At 35.8% G+C, this 25,150-nt stretch carries 19 protein-coding genes; 1 reads left to right on the top strand and 18 read right to left on the bottom strand.

All coding sequences use genetic code 11. The features are described 5' to 3' along the window. Positions 1–385: 385 nt before the first annotated feature. The 13 genes from IGK70_RS09035 to IGK70_RS09095 all read right to left on the bottom strand — a co-directional run bounded on the left by IGK70_RS09035 (position 386) and on the right by IGK70_RS09095 (position 17,379). Entirely contained in the window at positions 386–1,219 is an 834-nt protein-coding gene (locus IGK70_RS09035) for an energy-coupling factor transporter transmembrane component T family protein (protein WP_002419726.1), read from the bottom strand. Next, positions 1,216–2,922 (bottom strand): ABC transporter ATP-binding protein, encoded by a 1,707-nt coding sequence (locus IGK70_RS09040; protein WP_438775225.1) that lies wholly within the window; start codon positions 2,920–2,922, stop codon positions 1,216–1,218. The genes IGK70_RS09035 and IGK70_RS09040 overlap by 4 nt, the downstream gene beginning before the upstream one ends. Before the next feature lie 100 nt (positions 2,923–3,022). Next, positions 3,023–3,574, bottom strand: coding sequence for an ECF-type riboflavin transporter substrate-binding protein (locus IGK70_RS09045; RefSeq protein ID WP_002356937.1), 552 nt, complete (start codon positions 3,572–3,574; stop codon positions 3,023–3,025). A gap of 229 nt (positions 3,575–3,803) precedes the next feature. Beyond that, positions 3,804–5,159 carry a phosphoglucosamine mutase gene (gene glmM / locus IGK70_RS09050; protein ID WP_002356936.1) on the bottom strand — a complete coding sequence of 452 codons (1,356 nt, stop codon included), beginning with the start codon at positions 5,157–5,159 and terminating at the stop codon, positions 3,804–3,806. After that, on the bottom strand, positions 5,152–6,315 hold the full coding sequence (locus IGK70_RS09055; RefSeq protein WP_002362088.1) for a CdaR family protein: 1,164 nt from the start codon (positions 6,313–6,315) through the stop codon (positions 5,152–5,154). Before IGK70_RS09055 ends, glmM begins: the two co-directional genes overlap by 8 nt. Then, positions 6,312–7,196, bottom strand: coding sequence for a diadenylate cyclase CdaA (cdaA, locus tag IGK70_RS09060; protein ID WP_002389035.1), 885 nt, complete (start codon positions 7,194–7,196; stop codon positions 6,312–6,314). Before cdaA ends, IGK70_RS09055 begins: the two co-directional genes overlap by 4 nt. A 196-nt stretch (positions 7,197–7,392) precedes the next feature. Further along, positions 7,393–11,124 carry a pyruvate:ferredoxin (flavodoxin) oxidoreductase gene (gene nifJ / locus IGK70_RS09065; RefSeq protein WP_071981500.1) on the bottom strand — a complete coding sequence of 1,244 codons (3,732 nt, stop codon included), beginning with the start codon at positions 11,122–11,124 and terminating at the stop codon, positions 7,393–7,395. A 257-nt stretch (positions 11,125–11,381) separates the two neighbouring features. Next, a complete protein-coding gene (gene glnA, locus IGK70_RS09070) occupies positions 11,382–12,722 on the bottom strand; it encodes a type I glutamate--ammonia ligase (RefSeq protein WP_002356929.1) in 1,341 nt (446 codons plus the stop codon). Positions 12,723–12,764: 42 nt separating this feature from the next. Then, entirely contained in the window at positions 12,765–13,148 is a 384-nt protein-coding gene (locus IGK70_RS09075) for a MerR family transcriptional regulator (protein WP_002388239.1), read from the bottom strand. 202 nt (positions 13,149–13,350) lie between these two features. Beyond that, positions 13,351–14,592 carry a GTPase HflX gene (gene hflX / locus IGK70_RS09080; protein WP_002411409.1) on the bottom strand — a complete coding sequence of 414 codons (1,242 nt, stop codon included), beginning with the start codon at positions 14,590–14,592 and terminating at the stop codon, positions 13,351–13,353. 3 nt (positions 14,593–14,595) lie between these two features. Then, positions 14,596–15,525 (bottom strand): tRNA (adenosine(37)-N6)-dimethylallyltransferase MiaA, encoded by a 930-nt coding sequence (miaA, locus tag IGK70_RS09085; protein ID WP_002411411.1) that lies wholly within the window; start codon positions 15,523–15,525, stop codon positions 14,596–14,598. After that, positions 15,526–16,272: a glycerophosphodiester phosphodiesterase gene (locus tag IGK70_RS09090; RefSeq protein ID WP_010827565.1), complete on the bottom strand. Its 747-nt coding sequence runs from the start codon at positions 16,270–16,272 to the stop codon at positions 15,526–15,528. A gap of 156 nt (positions 16,273–16,428) precedes the next feature. Beyond that, positions 16,429–17,379: a GDP-mannose 4,6-dehydratase gene (locus tag IGK70_RS09095; RefSeq protein ID WP_071981502.1), complete on the bottom strand. Its 951-nt coding sequence runs from the start codon at positions 17,377–17,379 to the stop codon at positions 16,429–16,431. Positions 17,380–17,590: 211 nt separating this feature from the next. Here IGK70_RS09095 and IGK70_RS09100 point away from each other — a divergent pair, with 211 nt between their 5' ends. Continuing rightward, positions 17,591–19,138, top strand: coding sequence for an oligosaccharide flippase family protein (locus tag IGK70_RS09100; protein WP_002411414.1), 1,548 nt, complete (start codon positions 17,591–17,593; stop codon positions 19,136–19,138). A gap of 396 nt (positions 19,139–19,534) precedes the next feature. Here the strand turns inward: IGK70_RS09100 and IGK70_RS09105 are convergent, their stop codons facing one another. The 5 genes from IGK70_RS09105 to IGK70_RS09125 are packed head-to-tail and all read right to left on the bottom strand — an operon-like array spanning position 19,535 to position 24,664. Further along, complete coding sequence (locus tag IGK70_RS09105) at positions 19,535–20,425, bottom strand: hypothetical protein (RefSeq protein ID WP_033919481.1); 891 nt, start codon at positions 20,423–20,425, stop codon at positions 19,535–19,537. Beyond that, the gene (locus IGK70_RS09110; RefSeq protein WP_002411416.1) at positions 20,422–21,882 is read right to left on the bottom strand and encodes an O-antigen polysaccharide polymerase Wzy family protein; all 1,461 of its coding nucleotides are present in this window, start codon (positions 21,880–21,882) and stop codon (positions 20,422–20,424) included. The genes IGK70_RS09105 and IGK70_RS09110 overlap by 4 nt, the downstream gene beginning before the upstream one ends. A gap of 27 nt (positions 21,883–21,909) precedes the next feature. Next, positions 21,910–22,887 (bottom strand): glycosyltransferase family 2 protein, encoded by a 978-nt coding sequence (locus tag IGK70_RS09115; RefSeq protein WP_002411417.1) that lies wholly within the window; start codon positions 22,885–22,887, stop codon positions 21,910–21,912. A 1-nt stretch (position 22,888) separates the two neighbouring features. Next, on the bottom strand, positions 22,889–23,947 hold the full coding sequence (locus tag IGK70_RS09120) for an NAD-dependent epimerase/dehydratase family protein (RefSeq protein ID WP_002411418.1): 1,059 nt from the start codon (positions 23,945–23,947) through the stop codon (positions 22,889–22,891). Positions 23,948–23,959: 12 nt separating this feature from the next. Then, positions 23,960–24,664 (bottom strand): IspD/TarI family cytidylyltransferase, encoded by a 705-nt coding sequence (locus IGK70_RS09125; RefSeq protein ID WP_002378508.1) that lies wholly within the window; start codon positions 24,662–24,664, stop codon positions 23,960–23,962. Positions 24,665–25,150: the final 486 nt, after the last annotated feature.

The following is a 25,150-nucleotide window of genomic DNA, read 5'->3' on the forward strand; positions in this document are numbered from 1 at the left end:
GCAAATCCCATTATATGTTTCTACCTGCGTGATAACCGCTTTGTTCTAACTTCACAATTAGTTTTTCTTTGTTATCTGTAGAGTGCAGTCCCTAGAGCCACCCGCCGAATCTTCGATAAGCTCTCTCCTCGTCACCTGAACGTTCAGGTCTGGCGCTATCCAATATTGGTCTATATACCTCCTTTGCAAATATATTCCGTAGAAACATAAACAATAATACAATTAAAAGTAGGTGCTTGTCAACAAAAATCTAAAAAACGAAAATCGGTCTAGTTCTTTAAAGTTGTAAAAAAAGAATCTAGTACACTCATAGTAAGAGAAAGTACTAGATTCTTAATAATAAAAAAATATCCGTTCTATTTATAGAACCTTATCAATTTGTTATTTATTGGAATGGATTATAAAACCGTCCACCATTCACATGGAACAACCAGAAACTGATTCCTAATAAGCACAAGGCAAGTATCATTACCGAAAAATCACGCAGATGAAAAGGTTGTTGCGCATACCACGTTCGATTTTTCTTTTGACCAAAACGCCTTAATTCCATAGCGGTACTCACAGTTTCAATTCGATCTAAACTAGATAGGATTAAGGGTAAAACGATTTGTGCTACGCCTTTGATTCGTTGGCCTAACCGTCCCTTTTTAGACATCTCATAACCTCGCGCTTGTTGTGCTAAAGAAATATTAAAAAAATCTTCTTGGATATCGGGAATATAACGAATAGCCAGCGCTACTGCATAACTAATCCGATAACTCACACCAATTCGATTCAAGCTGGAGGCAAATTCACTAGGATTTGTTGTTAATAAAAAGATTAATGCCAACGGAATCGTACAGAAATATTTTAAAACTAAATTAAATTCATAAAATAATTCTTCTTGTGTCAAAGTAAACCGTCCGATTCCTTCCCAAATCACGGTACGTGATTGATATAAATCAACCCCATATTCAGGTGCAAAAAGGTAAACCGTTAAGATATTTAACAAAGAAAAAATAGCAATAAATTTAATAACAAAAGATATTTGATGCCATTTAATATTTGATAATTTTAACAAAACAAGCGAAATCACAGACATTCCTAACAGATAACGAGTATCATACGTGGTCATACAAGCCACAGAGACAACGATTAAAAAGACTAATTTGCTTGTGCCGTTTAAGCGATGAATCCAGGTTGAATCAGGATGATAGCCTAACATTTGTCGTTCACTCATCCAAAACGCACCTCACGATCGTAAGCAACAAATTTTTCCGTAAATAGCAAGGGATTTTCCAAGCCTAACGCTTTAGCAAAGGTAAACAAGCTCGTTTCTTTTAAAGAAGCCGCTTGAATTAATTTTTCATCTGTTAAAACAGCAACTGGAGTCGCATCTGCTAGTAAACGTCCATCACAAACTACTAACGCACGTGTTGTATATTCCAACATTAAGTGCATATCGTGAGTGATCATTAAAATAGTCACACCTAAGCGGTTCAATTCTTCTAAAAATGTCATCATTTCTGTATAATGTTTAAAATCTTGCCCAGCTGTTGGTTCATCTAAAATTAATAATTCAGGTTCTAAAACTAAGATTGATGCAATAGTTACCCGTTTTTTCTGCCCAAAACTCAATGCAGAAATCGGCCAGTTCCGGAAGGGATACAGCCCACAAATATGTAAAATATTCGTCACACGTTCCTCAATTTCTGCTTGTGGCACATCTCGTAAAACTAATCCTAAAGCTACTTCTTCAAAAATCATTTTTTTAGAAATCATTTGATTGGGATTTTGCATCACATAACCAATTTTATCTGCACGTTCTTTGATTGAATAATTGGAAAAATCCTGGCCTTCCCATAAAACTTTGCCCGATTGAGGCGTGATGAACCCGCAAATTATTTTAGAAAGTGTAGACTTCCCGGCACCATTTTTTCCTACAATGCTGATCATTTCTCCATGATGAATAGTTACTGAGAAGTCATCTAACACTTTTTCACCGTGACGATCATATTGATAGGACACTTGTTCCAAACGTAATAGTTCAGCTCCTTTGACTGCACTAACTGAACTAGGTTGGACAGACCACTGTGTCATTTTGGACAAAACTGTTTCGCCTGATACTTCGGCTAATTTGTCTAAATGACTAACTTGTGTTAAATCAATCCCAGCATATTTCATGGCTGTAACGTACAAAGGTTCACGAATCCCTTGTTGGGTCAACGTATCTTGACGTAACAATTCATCTGGCGTTGTATCAGAAATAATTGCGCCCTCATTCATGACAATAATTCGATCAACTGATTCGCAAAGAACGTCCTCTAAGCGATGTTCTATTATTAAAACAGTCGCTTTTGTTTCTTGTTGAATGGTGTCAATCAAAGTCATTGTTTCTTGTCCCGCTCGTGGGTCAAGATTAGCCAAAGGTTCATCAAAAAGTAAAATTTTTGATTGGTTAATTAGAACGCCCGCCATAGATACACGTTGTTTTTGACCACCTGACAAATCTTGTGGACGGTGTTGCAATAACTGATTCAGCTCAACAATCTCGGACCATTTGTGGACCGCTTTTTTCATTTCTGCTTGTACAACTGCATCGTTTTCTAAAGCAAAAGCAATATCCTCAGCAACCGTTAAACCGATAAACTGCCCATCGGTATCTTGCAAAACAGTTCCTACATCAAAAGACAAATCAAATAGACTTGTTTCTTGGATATTTTTACCAGCAACCGTAGCTGTTCCTTGAATCTCACCTTCATAAATATTGGGAATTAACCCGTTGATACATTGCGCCAATGTTGATTTACCACTACCACTAGGCCCAACGATTAAAACCTTTTCTCCTTCATAGATGGTTAATTGAATCCCCTTTAATGTCGGTTCAGATTGGCTATGATATTGAAAGGAAAAATTATTAAAAGTAATGATTGGTTTTTTCATTCGGCCTCACCTCAGTTTCTCCATAAAAGAAAGGGTCTGAGCATTAGCAAAGTAATTACTAGGGCAGACCCTTAACCATTTAAATTATTTCGACAGTTTCTTAATCTTTCGATAAACTGCCTTTCTTTGTTCTTGTTGATGCATAAGCTTTCATCAACAATGTTCCAATAATCCCCACAGCGACAATATTTGAAACAGTCGCGAATACGCCTTGTGTAAATACTTTACTTGCGGGTTCACTATAAATCAAAATATCCAAGCTAGGCGCGATTAAGCCCCAAACGACGATATTACCAAACGCTTGGAAAATATTGAAACGCACCATGTCATTTGTTGTAAATTCACCATGTTGAAGATCCATTTTACGACCAGCGAAGCCAAAAATAATACCAATAATTCCTGAACAAATAATCCAGCTCCACCAAGCGCTACCATACGTGGTAAAATCTTTTAACGTGTGACCGATCAAACCAATTAGCCCTCCAGCTACTGGTCCAAAAACAACTGACATTAAAGCAAGAAATGGATACGACGTTTCTAAGTTCGTATTAGGAATCCCAGTTGGAATTACAACGAATCGACCTAAAATAACAAAAACTGCAGAGCCAATTCCAATTGCTACAATTGTCTTGACGGACATTTTTTCTTTCATTTCGCTCCTCCATTCTATAACTCCATTGATTTACAGCCGCTCCCTTCTTGATTTTATCAAATAAAAAAAGAAGATACGCGGTGCATCTTACTTCTAAAATAGTACCCTTTTAACCGCTCTATGTCAATGATAGACGGAGCTTATTAGCTATTTTCTTTTTTTGATTTCCAACAAAGAAACCAGACACTTAACGCAAGCTAGCATTAAGTGTCTGGTTTCTAATTTGTTCTTATTCAACGCCGATTTCTGCACGTACTACTTCAGCAATTTTATCAACGTAATAATCAACTTTTTCTTGTGTTGGCGCTTCGGCCATCACACGTAACAATGGTTCTGTTCCAGAAGGACGAACTAAAATACGACCTTCGCCATTCATTTCTGCTTCTGCTTGTTCGACAACTGCTTTGATTGCCGGAACTTCCATTGCACCATTTTTATCTGTGACACGAATATTGACTAATTTTTGTGGATAAATCGTCACTTCATCCGCTAATTCAGATAATTTTTTGCCCGTTTGCTTCATAACATTCAACAATTGAATCCCTGAAAGCATGCCATCACCTGTTGTGTTGTAATCTAAAAAGATCATGTGACCAGATTGTTCGCCACCAAAATTGTAATCATTTTTACGCATTTCTTCTACAACATAACGATCACCCACTTGCGTTACCACATCTTTTAAGCCAATTTCTTCTACAGCTTTATGGAAACCTAGATTACTCATCACCGTTGTAACGATTGTATCTTTTTTCAAACGTTTTTTCTCAGCTAAATATTTGGCACAAATATACATGATTTTATCACCATCGATAATTCGTCCTAATTCATCGACTGCAATAATTCTATCACCGTCGCCATCGAAAGCCAAACCAGCATCTGCGCCTTTTTCAACAACCATTTCTGCCAAAGCTTCAGGATGAGTGGAACCCACACCATCATTGATATTCAATCCATTAGGACTTGTTCCCATTGTATAGAAATCTGTCTCTAAATCCGCGAAGACACGATTGACTGCTGTTGCAGTTGCTCCGTTGGCAGCATCTAAACAAACAGTCATATCTGCTAAATCGCCAGGAATACTTTGAACTAAAAATTGCGAATATTTTAGTAAGCCTTCTGGAAATTCATCTAATGAGCCTAAGCCTTCTGCAGAAGGTCTTGGTAAGGTGTCTTCTTCTGCGTCTAACAATGCTTCAATTTCTGCTTCTTGATCGTCTACTAATTTGAAGCCATCTGCCCCAAAAAACTTAATCCCATTGTCTTCCGCAGGATTATGTGAAGCTGAAATCATTACGCCAGCGGATGCTTTTTGTAAACGAGTAAGATATGCTACACCAGGTGTTGAAATCACCCCTAATTGGAAAACTTCAATCCCGACTGATAATAATCCAGCAATCAATGCTTGTTCCAACATCTCACCTGAAATACGTGTATCGCGGCCTACGAGAACACGAGGTTTTCTTGAACTATCTTCATGTTGACTCAACACATAACCACCGTAACGCCCTAATTTAAAGGCTAATTCAGGTGTTAACTCCTTATTTGCAATTCCTCTTACACCATCTGTTCCAAAATATTTACCCATTTTGATTCTCCTTAGTCACTTGATTCTCTGTATTTTCAGTTGAACCAGCAGTTGTACTTTCTACTGTTGATCCCTCACTTGTTGTTTCAGAAGTATTTGATTCTACTTGACTGGATGTACTTGGTTGTACTGCTTGGCTACCTGAGCCAGCCGTTGTTGAACTTGCAGGTTCCCCTGAAGTTTCATTTGTATTTGATGACTGTTGTTGATTGTACACGGGGCTCAAAGAAACGTCAACCTCATCTGGTGTAACTACGTATTCTCCATTAACGGGAATAGTCACTGATTGTTTTGTTTCTTTGCGAATATCAGAAATATCTACCGGTACCTCAATTGATTCTAGCGTATCTAAAATTGATTGCGGACCACTGACCCTAACTTGGTACGTTGATAAACTATAATTGTAATGAGCGATCCCAGCAGGTGGCGTACCTGTCATACTAACATTCAGTGGTACATCTTTTGTTGGCGCAGTTAAGCCTACTGTTACTTTGACTTGTGGTGCTGGATTTTCGATACTTAGGACTTGACCTTTGGCATCTAGCGCTTGGACATTTACCGTTTGTTTAATCGTATCAATTGTTTGTTTGGCACTTGAGACTGGCGCAATCACTTTGTCAATTGCTTTCGCTGTTTCTTCTCCAGTTGTTACTTCTACAGTTTTTGGATCTACAGAAATATTTTTTACTTTGTAGCCTTCTTTTTCAATGTTATCAGAAAGTTGTGCTTCTACATCGAATTTTTTTGTTACTCTCTTTTCAATCGTTACAGTCACTGTTTTCGGTTCAATTTCAGCTGTAACAGCTGAACTTAGTCCCCGAACTGTCAAGGGTACTTCCGAAGTCCCTAATGGCAATTTGGTTAAGTCTGCGACCACTTGGAAATTTCGTGTGTCAGCATTTGATTCCATGTTTAATTGAATGCGGTTCGCACTACGTAAATGAACATTTACACTCTCTTCAAATCCAGAGACATAATATTTGTCTTTATCGTATTGGACTTGGACAGGAATATTATTCAGTGTCTCACTATACGTTTGGCTTGAACCTGAATTGGAGGGATTATTGCCTGTTGCATTGGCATTAAAAAATAACAACAATGCAAACAGCAATGAAAGCAAACCATTAAACCAGCTTTTTTGGGAGGCTTTTCTCATTTGCGTTTAACCCCCTTTGTTACATCATCGATAAAATGCTGCAAAGCACTTTTTTTATCTTCCGATGATTCCGAAATTAACTCCTTACGCAAAATTGTTAAATACTCTTCTTGCGTTAGTCCAGGAATTAATTCATTGTTCAACGTCAAACTAACGTCACCAGTTTCTTCAGAAACAACAATCGTAATGGCGTCACTGACTTCACTGATACCGACTGCGGCTCTATGGCGCGTTCCAAATTCTTTTGGAATTAAATTGCTCTCTGATAGCGGTAAATACGCACTAGCAACAGCAATTTTTTCATTTTTGATAATCACTGCACCATCATGTAGTGGTGTATTTGGAATGAAAATATTAATCAGTAATTCACCAGTAATATCGGCATCCAAATCAATACCTGTCTCAATGTATTCATCTAAACCGGTATTGCGTTCAATGGTTATCAAAGCACCAATTTTCCGTTTTGACATGTACTGAATGGCTTTGTCAAAGGCCTGAATAATACGCTCATCTTCTTGTTGCGCACCTTTATTCGGGCGGAAAAACGAACTTCTCCCTAGATGTTCCAGCCCTCTTCGCACTTCTGGTTGAAAAATAACAACCGCGGCGATTACACCATACATGATGACTTGATTCATTAACCAAGATAATGTATGTAGACCAATTATCTCACTTAGAATGCGGATAATGATAAAAACAGCGACACCTTTTAATAGTTGGACTGCTTTTGTTCCACGAACAAGCATGATTAATTTGTAAACGAGGTACCATACGACTAGGATATCTATGATATTGATAACAAAATCCTTAGATAAGAAATCCGTTGAGATGACTTGCTGCCAATAATTCAAATCTAATAATTGATTCAATTGAAACGACATCATACCCCTCACTTCTCTCTCAAGATTTCCTAACAAGTATACCACATTATTTTCTTTCATCACAGAACGCAAGCGGAAACATCAAAAAAATTTAGGAACTTTTTCAAATAACTTGAAATTTTTCATCAAAAAATCGCATTTCTAACTAAAAAACGTGTCTAAGCAAAAAGCTCAGACACGTTTTTTTGATTTCTATTTAATCTTGCCCACGTTGTTTTCTCTTGGCTGCTCGTTCAGCGCGACGGGCAGCCCTTCTTGCTTCCGCTTCCGGATCAACTACGCGTTCTTTTTTCACTCGTGGCTTCTCGTTCTCTGGCGTATTTATTTCTGGTTCACTTTGTTTTTCTAGTTTTGCTCGAATTTTTTCTTCTTGACCAGCTAAACGAGCATAATTATAGAACCGTCTCTTAGCATCATTAATTGTTTTATTAAATAACAATTCCGCTGTATCTGGTTGACTAGATTCTAAGGATGCAAAGCGAACTTGTTGGCGCATAAACTCTTTCATTAATGAAAAATCTGGTTTTTTGAAATCCAATGTCATTGGTTCTTTGCCCTTTTCTCGCAATAATGGATTATAGCGATATAAAGACCAGTAACCTGAATGAACTGCGTCTTTCGCTTCTTTCAACGTTTGACTCATCCCACCTGCTAAACCATGTGTAATACATGGTGTATAAGCAATAATAATCGATGGTCCAGGGAATTTTTCTGCTTCTTCAAAAGCTTTAATCGTCTGCATTTGGTTTGCACCTGAGGCAATTTGAGCGACATAGACATTTTCATAAGTCATTGCCATCATCCCTAAATCCTTTTTAGAGGCATATTTCCCACTGGCAGCAAATTTCGCAATCGCTGATGCCGGAGTTGCTTTGGAAGTTTGGCCACCTGTATTGGAATAGACTTCATTATCTAGAACTAACATATTCACATCAGCGCCACTAGCTAACACGTGGTCAATACCGCCGTAGCCAATATCGTAAGCCCAGCCGTCTCCACCAATCATCCACTGACTTGGTTTAACAAAAAGATCTTGATCGTCATAAATTGCTTCCAATAAAGGTTGATTCGTTTTTTCTTCAAGCAAAGCTGCACGTAATTTAGCTGCACGTTGTTGCGTACCTTCACTTTCGGACAGATGTGCTATCCAATCTTCCATCAATAGACGCAACGAGTCACTGGCTACAGAAAAAGCTTTGGTCATTTTACTAGCCAAACGTTCGCGACGGGCTTGCGTTGCTAACAACATGCCATAACCAAACTCGGCATTATCCTCTAAAAGAGAATTTGACCAAGCTGGACCTTGTCCTTGTTCATTAGTAGTGTAAGGTGTCACACCCGCTGCAGCACCCCAAATCGATGAACAACCTGTTGCATTAGCAATCAGCATTCGGTCACCAAACATTTGCGTCAATAATTTAACATAAGGCGTTTCGCCGCAACCAGAACAAGCACCAGAAAACTCTAATAAAGGTTTATTAAATTGCGAACCTAAAACAGTATTCGGTTTTGCTGGGTTTTCCTTTTGACGTAACGTCATAGCAAACGCCCAGTTCATAGCCTGCTCTTTTTCTTTTTCATAAGGTTTCATTACTAAAGCTTTGCCTTTAGCTGGACAGGCTTCAACACAAAGTCCACAGCCAGTACAATCTTTGACTGAGACTTGGATACGATATTTCAAGCCGTCGGCACCACGTAGATCACGCACAATGAATCCTTCTGGCGCTTCAGTCATTTCTTCTTCATCGGCTAAGAATGGTCGTATCGCCGCATGAGGACATACAAAGGCACACTCATTACACATAGTACATCGATCGCTAATCCACTCAGGTACTTCTAATGCAACTCCACGTTTTTCAACTGCCGCAGTTCCCAAAGGCATCCGCCCATCTGTCATCCCATTTTTCGCTAGTGTCGCAACAGATAACGCATTGCCTTCTTGACGATTAATCGGTTCAACAATTTCATGAACAAAATCACTAACATTTTCTGAACGTTTTCGCGGTTGAACTTCAAGCGTTTTCCACTCTGCTGGAACAGGTACCTGATGCAACAATTCAACGGTCTTATCGATTGCTTGAATATTTTTTTCGACAACTTTCATGGACTTATGACCATAACTTTTCAATGCTTCGTCTTTTAAAATTGGCAACACTTGCTCAAAAGGCATAATTTCCGCTAATTTGAAGAAAGCTGTTTCCATCGCGGTATTAATTCGCCCGCCTAGTCCGACTTCACTAGCTAATTTCACTGCATTGATTGTATAAAACTGAATCTCATTTTCAGCTAGATACCGTTTTAATTGATTTGGTAAAAATCGTGCTAGTTGTTCATCATTCCAAATGGTATTTAAGAGGAAAGTACCGCCTTTTTTTAACCCTTTTACTAAATCATAGGTATGCAAATAAGCGGCTGTATGACAAGCCACAAAATCAGAATGTTCAATGAGGTACGTTGAGCGAATGGGTGTCTCGCCAAAACGTAAATGAGAAACGGTCAACCCGCCTGATTTTTTTGAATCATAATAGAAAAAGCCTTGCGCATACTTGTCTGTATGATCACCGATAATCTTAATTGCTGACTTGTTCGCCCCTACTGTGCCATCAGAACCAAAGCCCCAAAATTTAGCTTGATAGGTTTTCGGATTCGTCAAATCAAGTGGTTTGCCAACTTCTAATGAAGTATAAGTTAAATCATCATCAATCCCAATTGTAAAGCGCTTCTTCATGGCAGAACGTTCTTTCATTAATTCATCAAAAACCGCAACAATTTGATTTGGCAATACATCTTTAGAACCTAAACCATAGCGCCCACCAATAATCGTCGGGCGAATATCCGTTTCATACATCGCACTTTGGACATCCAATAATAACGGTTCGCCACCAGCGCCGGGCTCTTTCGTCCGATCCAAAACAGCAATTGCTTTAACTGATTGTGGTATTTTTTCGAGAAATGTTTCAACTGGAAATGGTCGATAAAGATGGACATTAAGGAAGCCAACTTTTCTTCCTTGTTCTTGTAAATAATCAACCGTCTGTTCAATTGTTTGTGCAACTGAACCCATCGTGACGATCACTTCTTCTGCATCTTCTGCGCCATAATACGTCACTAAATCATAATTGGTTCCCCGTAACCGATTAATTTCTGTCATATATTTTTGAACAATACCAGGTAATTTTTCATAATAAGGATTTATTGTTTCTCGTTGTTGAAAGTGAATATCTGGATTTTGGTTCATTCCACTAACGGAAGGGTGATTCGGGTTCATGCTCCGACGACGAAATTCGGCTAATTTCTCTTGGTTTACTAAGGGTGCTAATTCTTCATAGTCAAGAACTGCCACTTTTTGAATTTCATGACTTGTTCTAAAGCCATCAAAAAAGTTCATAAATGGAACACTCGCTTCAATCGAAGCCAAGTGAGCCACTGGTGCCAAATCCATCACTTCTTGCACACTGCTTTCTGACAACATAGCAAAGCCTGTTTGGCGTGCGGCCATTACGTCTCCTTGATCACCAAAAATATTTAAAGCATTCGTGGTTATAGCTCGGCTCGCCACATGAAAAACAGATGGTAATAGTTCTCCAGCTATTTTGTACATATTAGGAATCATTAAAAGTAACCCTTGTGAAGCCGTATAGGTCGTGGTAAGCGCGCCTGTTTTTAAAGAGCCATGGACCACGCCGGCAGCACCAGCTTCCGATTGCATTTCGACTACTTTCACAGGTTGACCAAAGATATTTTTCTTACCTTCGGCCGACCACTGATCAACAAGTTCAGCCATCGTTGAACTTGGTGTTATTGGATAAATGGCTGCTAATTCTGTAAAAGCATAGGAAATATAAGCTGCTGCAGCATTCCCATCCATTGTTTTCATTTTCCGCATGTTTTTCTCATCCTTTATATCTAAAAAATAGAATAGTTGCACGCATATTCTTGTTTATTATAGCGGAATTTCACAAATTATGAAAGATTTTGTCAATTTTTTTGCTTAAAAATAAAAGAGAAATTGAGAAAAACCCCCTTTCTCCCCTATAAACAAACTATTTCACTGAATTAAAATTACTTTATTTTGTGAAATAAAAATTATCTATTCATTCACAAACTAAAGAACGAAAGAGGAAGATAAGCGTTTCGACTTATCTTCCTCTTTCTAAACATTAAGATTATTAAAAGTAACGGCTTTTAGTACAACTCCAAATATTGTTCTCTTTCCCATTCAGAAACGGTTTGACGGAAGGCTGCCCATTCCATTCGTTTCGCTTCTACAAAATTGGCAAAAATATGACGACCTAATGCATCAATCATTACTTGATCTTTACGTAATTCTTTGATGGCATTGTGTAAGGTTGATGGCAAATCTTCAATTTGTGCATGTTGACGTTCTTCCTCATTCATCACATAAATATTACGATCAACTGCTGGCGGTGGCGTAAGTTCATTACGAATACCATCCAAACCTGCTTGTAATAAGACTGCCATTGTTAAATACGGATTCGCTGAAGGATCGACAGAACGTAATTCTAAACGAGTCGATAAACCACGAGATTCAGGAACTCGAATGAGTGGTGAACGATTTCTGCCGCTCCAAGCTACATAAACAGGTGCTTCATAACCTGGTACCAAGCGTTTATAAGAGTTCACTGTTGGGTTACATACCGCAGTATAGGCACGGGCATGTTTTAATAAACCACCTAAGAAATGATACGCAGTTTGGCTTAAGCCCATCTCTCCTGACTCGTCATAAAAAACATTACCTTCTTCATTAAATAATGACATATTGCAGTGCATGCCAGAACCATTAATTCCAAATAAAGGTTTTGGCATGAATGTTGCATGCAAACCATGTTTGCGTGCAATAGTTTTCACAACTAACTTAAACGTTTGAATATTGTCACAAGCATCAACTACATCAGCATATTTAAAGTCAATTTCATGTTGACCAGGTGCTACTTCATGATGCGAAGCTTCCACTTCAAAGCCTAAACTTTCTAACTCTAAAACAATATCACGGCGACAATTTTCACCTAAATCGGTTGGCGCAAAATCAAAATAGCCACCTTTATCATTCAAGTCAGTGGTAATTTCACCATTCTCATCTAATTTAAATAGGAAAAATTCTGGTTCTGGTCCTAAGTTAAACGAAGTAAAGCCTAATTCTTTCATATCTGCTAAGGCACGTTTTAAATTACCGCGGGGATCTCCGGCAAAAGGGGTACCATCAGGATTGTAAATATCACAAATTAAGCGCGCAACTTTTCCATGGTCGCTTTCCCACGGAAAAATCATCCATGTAGATAGATCAGGGTATAAATACATGTCACTTTCTTCGATACGAACGAATCCTTCAATGGATGACCCATCAAACATCATTTTATTATCTAATACTTTATCTAGCTGACTCACAGGAACTTCAACATTTTTAATTGTTCCCATAATGTCGGTAAACATTAGTCGTAAAAAACGTACGTTTTCTTCTTCTGCAATATGTTTAATCTCTTCTGCCGTTTTGGCTTTTCTTGTCATCGGTCTGATCCCCATCCTTCATTTTTATTGGCTGCTGAAACGTTAAAGCCTTGGTACATTCGATTGGAACGGATTTTGCTGAGTAAGTCCTCCTTGCGAAAGAATTTCGTCGTATAAAATCTGACGAACATCTGCATCGGTTAATGGACGAGTTGCCTCGGCGGTGTTTTTTTGTTCCTCTAATTTCATTTCATACACACGCTTAATCCCTGCCATGTTCAATCCATCAGATAAATAATCTTTAATTTCTAACAAAACATCAATATCATTTAAAGAATACATGCGTCGGTTGCCCTCACTACGTTCTGGATGAATCAATCCCTGTTCTTCATAGTAGCGAATTTGTCGAGCGGTCAAATCCGTTAGTTTCATAACTGTACCAATTGGAAAAACTGACATGGAACGGCGTAACTCTTTTTCTCTCATCTCCATCCTCCTCTCTTAGTTATTTCTTAGAATAACAATAGAATGACAAATTGTCAAGAACTTATGTTAGATTTTCTAACATAAAACAAAAAACCTGATAAATATGGACTTTCCCATCTTTTCACGGCTGATTTTCTCCTACTAATCAAAAAAATAGAAATGATTTGTTTTTACAAATCATTTCTAATCAACTTACCATTTTTTATTCTTTTTCGGATTCAGCCAACCATTTAGACTCTTTTTTCGCAAATCCTTTCACGATATACCGATTTTCATTTTCAGCATATTCTTCTGAAACCATTAGTGTCATCCGGCGAAGTTCACTTAATAGTTGTCCGTCAGTTGGGCTAATTTCTAATTGATAAGGCTCGAGTAATTCCATCATTTGGGCACGGATAGCTTGAACCAGTCGTTCTTTATCTTCAGAAATTTTAGTTGAGATCAATACATTGGGAAATAAGGTTGGGACAAATTCTTTGCTGTCCACTTGATCTCTTTTATTATAAACCGTCAAGCATGGAATATTTTCCAACGCTAATTCTTTAATCAATGTTTGAACTGTGCGTTCATGTTGTAAACGATCTGGCGCACTTGCATCCACCACATGGAGCAGTAAATCCATCGTCCGACTTTCTTCCAATGTCGACTGAAAGGCTTCAATCAGTTGTGTTGGTAAATCTTGAATGAAGCCAACCGTATCGGTCAGAGTAACTTCCATGCCTTGAGGCAATTGCCATTTTTTAGTTAAAGGATCTAACGTTGCAAACAATTGATCCTCTGAATAAGTTCCTGCTGTTGTCAACATGTTGAGAATGGTTGATTTGCCAGCATTGGTATAACCAATCAAGCCAATTTGAAATAGTTCTGAATTTTGTCTTTTCTGCCGGCTTCGTTCACGATGAGCAGTGACTTCTTTTAACTCACGACGGATGCCTAAGATTTTATTCCGAATGTGTCGGCGGTCCGACTCTAATTTCGTTTCACCAGGCCCGCGCGTCCCAATACCTCCTCCAAGTCGGGACAACTGTTTTCCTTGCCCAGCCAAGCGAGGCAATAAATAATCCAATTGTGCTAATTCAACTTGTAACTTTCCTTCTTTGGAGCGCGCACGCAAAGCAAAGATATCCAAAATTAATTGTACACGATCAATTACTCGCACAGCTAACGCTTCAGATAACAGTTGATTTTGACGCGGTGTGAGCTCATGATTAAAAATCACAAGATCCGCTTCATAGGCATCTGTTAATTGAATTAATTCTTCCAATTTCCCCTTACCAATTACGGTTTGTCGATCGACTTGTGGTCGTTTTTGTGTTAAAACAAACACCACTTCTCCATTAGCGGTTTCCGTTAAATTCGCCAGTTCTTCCATTGATGCAGAAAATGTCTGATAATTTTTTTCCGTCTCAACTCCTACTAGAATCACTTTTTCATGAGTGGTCATCGCCTACTCACTCTCCTTCTGTTGTAGCCATTCCGCTACTTCTTTTTCCAACTTGGGCAAATCTGTTGGCTGCTGAACCAAATCCCACCAATGCGCAGCCATTCGATTTCTAAACCAAGTCAATTGACGTTTGGCATATCGCCGCGATTGCTGTTTGACTGTTTCAACCGCCATCTCTAATGATTGTTCACCGGAAAAATACGGGAAAAATTCTTTATAGCCAATACCTTGAGCTGCTTGTGCATGTGGTTGCTGAAACATCTGTTTTGCTTCTTCCAACAGTCCTTCTGTCATCATTTGATCCACCCGCTGATTAATACGCTCATACAATAAAGCGCGATCTGTTTCCAAACCTAATAAATAATAATCATAGAGACGAGCTGGTTTTTCCTTCGGGGTCAAAATACTATAACCGGTTTTATCAAAGACCTCTAACGCACGAATGACTTTTTTGCGATTATTAAAATGGATACTGTCAGCCGCTAGAGGATCCTTTTGTTGTAATAACTGCCATAAGGCTTGATTCCCTTTTTCTTCCGCAAATAAATTGTACGTTTCTCTAATTTCAGGCGAGTCATCTATCTCACGACTTCCTAGTTGAAAATCATAAAGGAGTGATTGAATATACAAACCTGTTCCTCCAACTATAATTGGTAGTTTCCCTTTTTCAGTAATTTCTTTGATTTTTTGACGACCCTCTTTCTGAAAATCAGCAGCAGAATATGTTTCGCTGACTTCACGGCAATCAATTAAATGGTGAGGAATCTCTTCTTTTTCTGTTTCTGTGACTTTAGCGGTGCCAATGTCTAACGAGCGATAAACTTGCATGGAGTCACCGCTAATAATTTCACCATTAAATTTTTTTGCTAAAGCAATACTTAATGCTGTTTTCCCCACCGCAGTGGGTCCTACAATAACTAATACTTTCTCCAATTATGTTTCTCCTTCTTCTTGCCAATTTTGACGAGCAAATTTTGCTTCTTCAGGAAAATCCGTATGAACACCCGCCAATTTTAGCTGAAAACAATTTTCCATTTCTTCCATCCGATTAACAGTCCATGGCCGCAGCGGTTTGCCAATTGTGATAAGTTCTTTTTTATGAGCCAACACCCATGACAATTTTGGATGTAAACTATCGACAAGCGCAAATGCCGGTCCCGCTTGACTTAAATCCTCTGCAGATTCATAAATAAAGGCAATTTCTGTCTTAGGATCAGCTTTTTTTAATTTAACTAAACTTGGAAAATAAAAACTGGAATATAAATAACGAAACGGCCAGTTTTTTTGATTCATTTGTTGGACGACTTTTTTCTCAATTCCTTCATAATGGATAATATCCGTTTTAAGTTCAATATTCAAAAAACCATTGAATTGTTCTTCTACAAGACAATTTAAAACATCTTCCAATGTTGGAACACATTGAACAGAAGGATTTTTCTGAAACCAGCTTCCAGCGTCTAGTTGTTTTAATTCGTTTAATGTTAACTGTTGGATTTCACCATGACCATCTGTCGTACGATCCACCGTTTCATCATGCATAACGATTAAATAACCATCTTTAGATAGGTGAACGTCTAATTCAATTCCTTCAGCACCAATACGAACAGCCTCTCTGAAAGCAATACACGTATTTTCAGGATGGGTGCCTTTACTTCCTCGATGTGCAATAATATCTGTCATGCTCTCACTCCAATCTTGTTTATTGTACCATTGGAGTGAGGTGGGTTCAAATATGGGAAAAACTAAAAGAAAGAGTAGGACATCAATCAAAGCGACTGATGTCCTACTCTTTAAGTCTTATAAACAATTTAGTCTCAAATCCGTCTTTTTATTCTCTTAATCTTTTAATTCATAATTAACGTATTTATCTAAACCAGATTGGATACTATATTTTGGTTCATATCCAATGGCACGTAATTTAGATATATCCGCTAAAGAATCTTTGATGTCCCCAGCTCGCGCTTCTTTGTATTCAACTGGCAAAGTGACTTTCATAATATCATTTAGAGAAGAAATTAACTCATTTAAATCAGTTGCTTTCCCTGTTCCGACATTATATACTTCCCCAAGTGATTGGTCAGAATGAGCGACAAGATTCAACGCTTGAACCACGTCCTCAACAAAGACAAAATCACGAGATTGTTTTCCATCACCAAAGATATTGAATGTCACTTCTTGATTGGCTAATAAGCGTTTGTAAGAGTCCATCACAATCGAAATAACGCCAGAATAAGGGGAATTAGGATTTTGGTTTGGCCCATAAACGTTAAAGAACCGAACAGCGCTTGTCGGAACATCATATAAATGACAATAGTTTAACACATATTTTTCAGAAGCAAATTTATCCACCGCATAAGGCGTTAATGGACGAATTACTGATTCTTCCTGTTTTGGTAAAGTTGGCTCATCGCCGTAAACTGCTGCAGAAGAAGCAAACACCAAACGTTTTAAATCTTTCTGGTATTTCCGAATTAATTCCAGTAATTGTAACACACTCTCAAAATTCACTTGGTGTGTTTCCACTGGACGTGCTACTGAGTCTGCTACACTAGCAATCGCGGCTAAGTGAAAAATGTAATCGAACTGATACTCTTGTAGTACTTTTTCCATTAATTGTTGATCAGTCACGCTACCTTCAATGAACGTGATGTTTTCAGATGCGTTTAAATTTTCAGTTTGGCCCATTGATAAATCATCAATGACCACAACTTGATTGTCTTTACTATAATAATTTGCTAAGGTTGAGCCGATAAAGCCGGCACCGCCTGTGATTAGGAATGATTCCACTTTTGTCCCTACTTTCTAAAATGATTAATTTATTGTATTTTATCATATTTTTAACCATAAAACATCGTTCCTTAACGAATAACAATTATTAATATATTACGAAAAAATCTCTTAGAGAATTGATATTCTTTCTTCATTAAGTTATGATTGCAACTGAATAAAGTTTTTATTTATCTTAGTAGAACCATTTTAATAAGGAGAACAGAACATTATGCAAAAAAAATCACGTTTAGAATATTCTATTATTAATTCTAGCATCTCAACAATAATATTTATTTTGACCATAGGAATTCAGTTTATTTCTAGAACGATATTCATTCGCTTTTTAGGAATTGAATACTTAGGACTAAACGGCTTATTTACAAATATACTTAGTATGTTGTCATTAGCCGAATTAGGTGTTGGAACCTCAATCATTTTCTCATTATACAAACCATTGCAACAAGAGGATACTGCAACAATTAAAGCTTTAATGCATCTATATAAAAAAATATACAATATAATCGGTATAGCAATAGGTATCATAGGTTGTTTACTCATTCCTTTTTTACCTGTGATAGTCGGTAAAGATGTAGGTATCCCGAATATTCAGCTTTTATATTTATTATTTTTAGCCAACTCCGTTTTCAGCTATTTCTTTACTTATAACCGCTCATTGCTTAATGCAGATCAGCTTGGATACCTCAATGTGATTAACACGTTTGCTTATTTAGTTGTCGCTACAGTTATTCAGGTGTTCGTATTATACACAACGGGCAATTACGCACTTTATTTACTTATTCAAATTATTTGTACAGTAATTTCAAACATTGATATTTCTCTGCGAGTAAAAAAAAGATACAAACACGTATTTCAATATCAAGAAATAAAAAAATTGGATAGAGAAACTATTAAGATTTTAAAACAAAATACCATTGGAAATCTTTCTAATAAAATTGGTTCTGTCGTTGTTTTGAGTACAGATAATATCTTAATTTCCATATTTGTTAATTTAGCTGCAGTAGGACGTTACTCCAACTATGTGTTAATTGTAAATAGTATTAAAGGTATTTTCAACCAGTTTACTAATTCTATAACAGCCAGCATTGGAAGCGTAGCCGTCTCAGATGACAGAGAAAATGGTCGTGAAATATTTTTTAGACACTATTTTATAAATTTTATTCTGATTTATTTTGCAACGATTGTTATGTTCTTATCTATACAACCATTCATATCTTGGTGGGTAGGCTCTTCTTACCAACTAGATAATTTCATTTTCACTTTAATCATCTTAAACTTTGTTATTGGCGTTTTTAGAAATTCTGCGCAAGTATTCATAGCTGCATATGGTTTAGCTTGGATTCAAAGATGGAAATCTGTTGTGGAGTCCATTTTAAACATCGTATTTTCTTTAATTTTCTTATTAATTTTCGATATGGGTATCGCTGGAGTTATTTTAGCCACTATCTTATCTTCTCTAACCTCAGTTTCTTGGTATGAACCTTATGTAGTCTTAAAATATGGTATTCATGATAGATTTGGCAAGTATTTGTTTGTCACTTTAAAGTATTGCATAGCCTTAGGATTAGGTATTCTAGCTACTTATCCATTATTTAGTTTGATATCTGCTACAACTCTTTTAAGTATTATATTGAGATCTTTAGCTGGAATTGTTATTGGAGCAATAGTCTTCGTTATTTTATTTTATCGCACAGCTGAATTTAAATTTGTAATAAGTATTTTTAACAGCCTTATCACTAAGCTCAAAAAAAGGCATTAATACGTTTTATTTATTATATGATGAAAAAAAGCTTTTTATTAAATGTTAGTAAATAAATATTGTAGAATCGTATCAAGAGGTCGGGACAGAAGTGTTTAACTGCGAGAAATAAGAAGGAATTTTCGAAAATTGTTCTTTAATTTTTGGAGAATTTCGGCTTATTTCCGAAAGAGTTGCTTCTGCTCCCGCTCTTTATCAATTTTTAAGCCTGGGACAAAAATCACTTTGGATTTTTGTCCCAGGCTCATTTTTACAACTCATCAACCCTTATTAACAAAGAGCAAAAAAACACCCCTATATTCGTTTGTGTTACAGGAGTGTCTTTTTATTTTAAATAATTTCTTAGATTTTAAACATGATAATAATGTGTACAAAATTCAATAGATTTTTGCTAAATTATCCTCTTTCTGAATCTTCTTCATCCTTGTCTAAACTAAAAGTTTTATCTATTAATAAGCTTTGAATGGCAAGCATACTTTTGCCGCGTTCAATACTTGTTAATTCTGGATCCGAAACTAATATTAAAAATTTTTCTTTATCTCTATACGTCCATAAAAAACGATTATTATCAAAAAAATCAATTTGTTTAATCATTTTTTCTTCCGCTGAATCGATAAAATTAGGTCCGTATAAAAAATTTACAGATGAATCTTTATCTAAATCATTATAATTTTTATTTAATGAATTGGATACTTTTTTATTCCACCAATCTAAAATCGATAAATTAGCCTTATTCCAAGACTCTGGGTCTTCAAATAAATAAACTCCTTCTTTTATTGAAGTCCCATCCATTCTTGTTCCTACATTAAAAACTACAGAACTAGTTAAACCAGATAGCTCTGCAACGTTGTTCTCATTATAGTCTAAAAATTTTATATCATATTTATTAAAATAACTAATGATATCACTTGTTCTTATAACTTCAAAATCGTTTTGGACAGCTTCTACTTCAGAAGAATCAATTTTAGTTGTCCCCACAGCAATACGATTCTTTTCATCCTTAATTCCTAAATAAAAATCTGTATCTTTAATGGAATCCATTTGGTATCGAATATGAAAATTCTGATCTTTATCGACTTTAACTTTGCCTGCTTTCCTGTTTATGTTAGCTTCTAAAGTACCTGGTTCACCATTCAAAAATTGTCCTTTGATCTCTACAACACCGTTGCCATCTGCTACAAATTCCTTTTGAGTGAAATGAATAATTGGATATTTTGCTTTACTACATCCACTCAATAAAATACTTACTGTAATAACTGTTAGAATTGTCCCAATTGTTTTTTTCATTTACGACTTACCTTCCTTAACCTCTCCAACTTAGCAAGTAAAAATGAACTGCCAAAACATATAATCATTGGTGCAATAAATGTTGGTTTCATAATAAATTGTAACCAGCTAGTAGCATCACTACGTGGAATAAACAAAATATTAGAAATACAAATCAATGCAATCGTAGATAAAAGTAAATTGTTTCTTTTAAAACTTACTACAAGAAAAATCAAAATAATTCCTAATAAAATACTAGCTATAAAAACCCCTATATATCCGTAATCTGCAAATATTTCTAACAGATAAGAAGAACCATTTCCATTTCCAGCTAAATACTCATCTTTACGATAAACATATGCCAAATTATGTGCCAAACTATTACTAATCATGCCTTTTTCCGGACTATTAGTGCTAGGCAATCCGATACCATTGAATAGCTTTTGACCAATAAATCCATACTTAAAAGAATCAATAAAACTTCCAAATGTATAATTTTTTACATCAATAAATGGTAGTTTGTCCAAAAAATCATGCCCAAATATAATTGTATCAAAAGAGGTTCCTTGTTTGAAGAAAAAATCAACAATTAATGAAAAAAATCCGTTTGTTTCAATTGAAGAATTTGCTCTAATATAGTTAAAAGCCCCCATCAATACAATCATTAAAGGTGTCGCTAGAATAATTACAATTTTTTCAAATTTACTTATCCATTTTTGAGAATCTTGTAAATAGTCTCTAATAATAAAATAAAGTAACGCAAAGATAATTTTTAAAATTAACGGGCCTCGCTGTCCCATTAAAAAAGTTGGAAAAGAGCTTATCACATAACTTCCTAATACCACGTAACTAATGCCTTTTTTGGGCATACAAGCTAAATAAATGCACACAACATAAGGCATCATTAAACCTAATACTTGCACATATGTTGGCAAGTTCGAAGAAAAAGATGCATAGAACTCTTCATATGACGTACTACGTACAAATATTAGTTTTTCCATATCACCATAAACACTTACAATCAATGTTATGAAATAAAAGACTAAACTAAATTTCATTAAATATATTCGATAAGTAGGATACTTTTGTTTTTCCAGCTTAGAATCAAAATCTTTAAGTCCAAACCTTTGAAATAACATCGCACCTATTAAGATGCCAATTAAAGTTAGATACAGAACATTCATCGCAAAATTTGATCCTGAATACCCCCAATGCCACCAAATTCTATTACGAAAGAAACTAATAAATGGACGACTTAATAAGAAGACAAAAATAGTAATATTAAAAAAGAAAAAAACTGATTTTTGTCCGAAATTTTTAAATGAATAAACCAAATTGCCTGTCCAAAAAAACATTACACCAAATAGTTGCCAATTGTACAACATCTTAGCTTTACCATAGAAAAAAAGAATAATCGATACAATTATACAGATGGTTTGAGTAATTGTATATATATCCAGTTTAAGCTTTTTTTTCATAATATTCTCCTAACAACTTTTTAAATTTTAACTATTCTTTTTATTATTTGCTTCTTGTAATTTAGGGAAACAAGAATACGCACACTTACTAAATTGTAGAGCACACATGGCTATCTTTCTAGCCTTAGTAAAATATTTATTTTTCATAATGAACAGAAAATTCTTCCTCAAAAAAGAAATAACCTCTTTTTGAATTATTTTTTCTTCTTCCGTTAACTGACTAGTAACCATTTTATCTAAAACAATAAAATTTGCCCAACATACACGTGTATGAACAACATTAGATAATTCAGGATACCGGTCTAAGATATATTTTTCATTTTCTTTCCAAACATTGATTGTATCTAAATCTTTCTTAGAAAAAAGATTGGTTGAAATACTATTGGCACGGTGAAAATAATAATATTTTTGTTGCGTATCAATAACAATTTTCTCTGTATGCTCTAGAATAGATAAAATAACTGCACCGTCTTCTGTAATCATGCCTACAGGGTATCGGATATCTTCAAAAATTTCTTTTTTATATAACTTATTCACGGCATGAACAGATACAACTTTAGCTTCTAAAATCATTTTCATTGCTGCTACTTTATCTAGTACTATATATTGCTGTTGTTTTTCTACAGGCTCTTTCCCCTCATAGACATCATAAATACCACATATTGATAAATCGGCATCTTCTTTTACGATATTTGTATATAATAATTCATACATATCATCTGCAATGTAATCATCACTGTCTATGAAACCTAAATACTCACCTGTCGCTATTTCAATTCCAGCATTACGAGCATCGCTCAGTCCTCCATTTTCTTTATGGATAACTTTTACCCGTTCATCTTGTTTAGCAAACTGATCACACATTGCTCCAGAACTGTCTGGAGAGCCATCGTCTACAAGAATCAATTCAAAGTCAGTAAATGTTTGAGCTAAAATAGAGCGTACACATTTTTCTAAATATTTTTCTACATTGTATACAGGAACAATAATACTAATTTTGGGCATATCAATTTCCGCTACTTTCTAAAATTTTAATTGTATGTTTTAATGGTTCTTCCATACTGTCGTACAATGGACGCCAACCTAATGCGTAGATTTTTTGATTGTCTAGTAGTGCTTTTGTTGCTTTAGAAAATCCTTGTTTTTCTTGGGCGGTGGCTTCTCCATGAATCACTTTTGTTCCAGCCACATTGGCTAATGTTTCCGCAAAAGTACGTAACGTAATATCGCAATGTTCGTTTGAAACATTGTAAGCTTCCCCTTTTTGCCCTTTAACTAATAAAAACAGAAGAGCAGATACAATATCTGCAACATATGCATAAGAATATAGTTGGGTCCCTGCACTTTTTAACACAATGTTTTCTTTATGGACTGCATTCATAATAAATTGAGAAGAAGCTTTACTATCCGAAAGTAACATCGTAGGCCCGAAAGTACGACTAATTCTTGGAATAACAACATCAATACCATATTTCTGAATATAGGCTTGACATAATGATTCACTTGCTCGTTTTCCTTCTGGATAACCGGCCCGTAGCGTGTTACAGTCAATATAGCCGCAATAGTCTTCCGTAAATTTATCAAGATCTCCACGATTTTCTCCATAGATTTCAACAGTTGATAAAAATAACACTTTTTCACTATTCGCTTTGACCGCATAATCTAAAATATGCTGCGTACCAGCAATATTGGTCATAATCGTTCCAATTGGATCACTGGCATATGATTTAGGATGTGTATTACTAGCACAATGCAACACATAGTCACAAGCTTCTGCTACCTGAATTTCTTCTATGACATCTCCGATAACTATATGGAATAACGGATCTTCTAGATAACTAGTAAATCGCTCTTCTAAACGCGACAATGTTCGTCCCATCGCCCAGATCGAAATATTCGCATTTCTCGTTTTATTTTGGTACATAAGCACATCAATTAAAAAGGTCCCAATCATGCCTGAAGCACCAGTTATAAAAACAGATTTATTAGTTACTTTCGTCCAATCTGGTGTCTTCTCTAAAACTCGTTCAACGTCTGATAAATAATTATCGTCTGTAAATAACATGGTATCCCTCCACTACTCTTCTTTCATTTTCAAGAATCCTTTAAATAACTGTAAGTCATCTTGTGTAGTTAACTTAATGTTTTTATCTGAGCCTAAAGCAAAATACAATGTTTCGCCTAAATCCACCATCATAGTATTCGTGTATGACGATTCAGAAATACCAATATTCTCACGGAATGCTTTTTCGTAAGCCCAAGTTAATTTTTCAAATTTATAGGCTTGTGGTGTTGACACGCGACGTAATGTTTCACGATTAATATATTGTCGAGTTGTTTCCTCAGTTTCTTTTACAAAAATTTGTTCATTATATGGCAACGAAGTCACTGCATTACCGTATTCTTGACACTTAACAATTACATCAGATAAAACTAATTCATCAACTAATGGACGAATTCCGTCATGGATAACAATAGTATCTTCTGGGTTTGAATGTTCTTTTAAGAAATTAACCCCATTATTAATTGATTCTTGACCAGAATTTCCTCCTGGAATAATCCATTGTAATTTGTCAATATGGTACTCTTTTGCATAGGCATCTAGTGTTTGTTCCCAACCTTTTTTACACACAACTAAGATTCGATCAATGAGTGGATGCTTTTGAAAAGATTCCAATGTGTAGATAATTATCGGTTTTTCCTCTACCATAATAAATTGTTTAGGAATCTCCTGCCCCATTCGTTTGCCGACCCCACCGGCAATAATTAAAGCTGTAATCATTTGATACAAAATCCTTTCTCTAACTAGTCAACCACTAGTTTTATTTCAATTTTGTTTAACTTATATATTCATCAACACAGCCAAAACTGCATTCAATCTTTTATATTTTCTCATAACTAACAGTAAGTTTCAATAATTTATCGTAGACCTTAATCGAACTGTAAATATTTTTGTTCGTTATTTTAATACAAAAATTACGGACAAACGATAAAAACTCTATACTTTTTGATTTACAAAAAACATCTCAAAACTCTGTAGAATTCAAATAGTAGAACTCAAGCCGTATTTAGAAGTGAGTAAAAATAGGCTTAAATGCCATTTGTCACGGATACAAGTATTTCAGAAAATACTATTTTTTATTCAAATACGTTAAATAGACCATAACCATATGTTTGATAAAAAAATAATTTCATAATAAGAATCACTTAATAAAAAATGAAGAAGCCAGAGGGTTTTCTCCTCTGACTTTTACGATGTTCACTATTT

Origin of the sequence: Enterococcus sp. DIV0358, from assembly GCF_051713465.1 — a bacterium.
Classification (GTDB): Bacteria; Bacillota; Bacilli; order Lactobacillales; family Enterococcaceae; genus Enterococcus; species Enterococcus faecalis.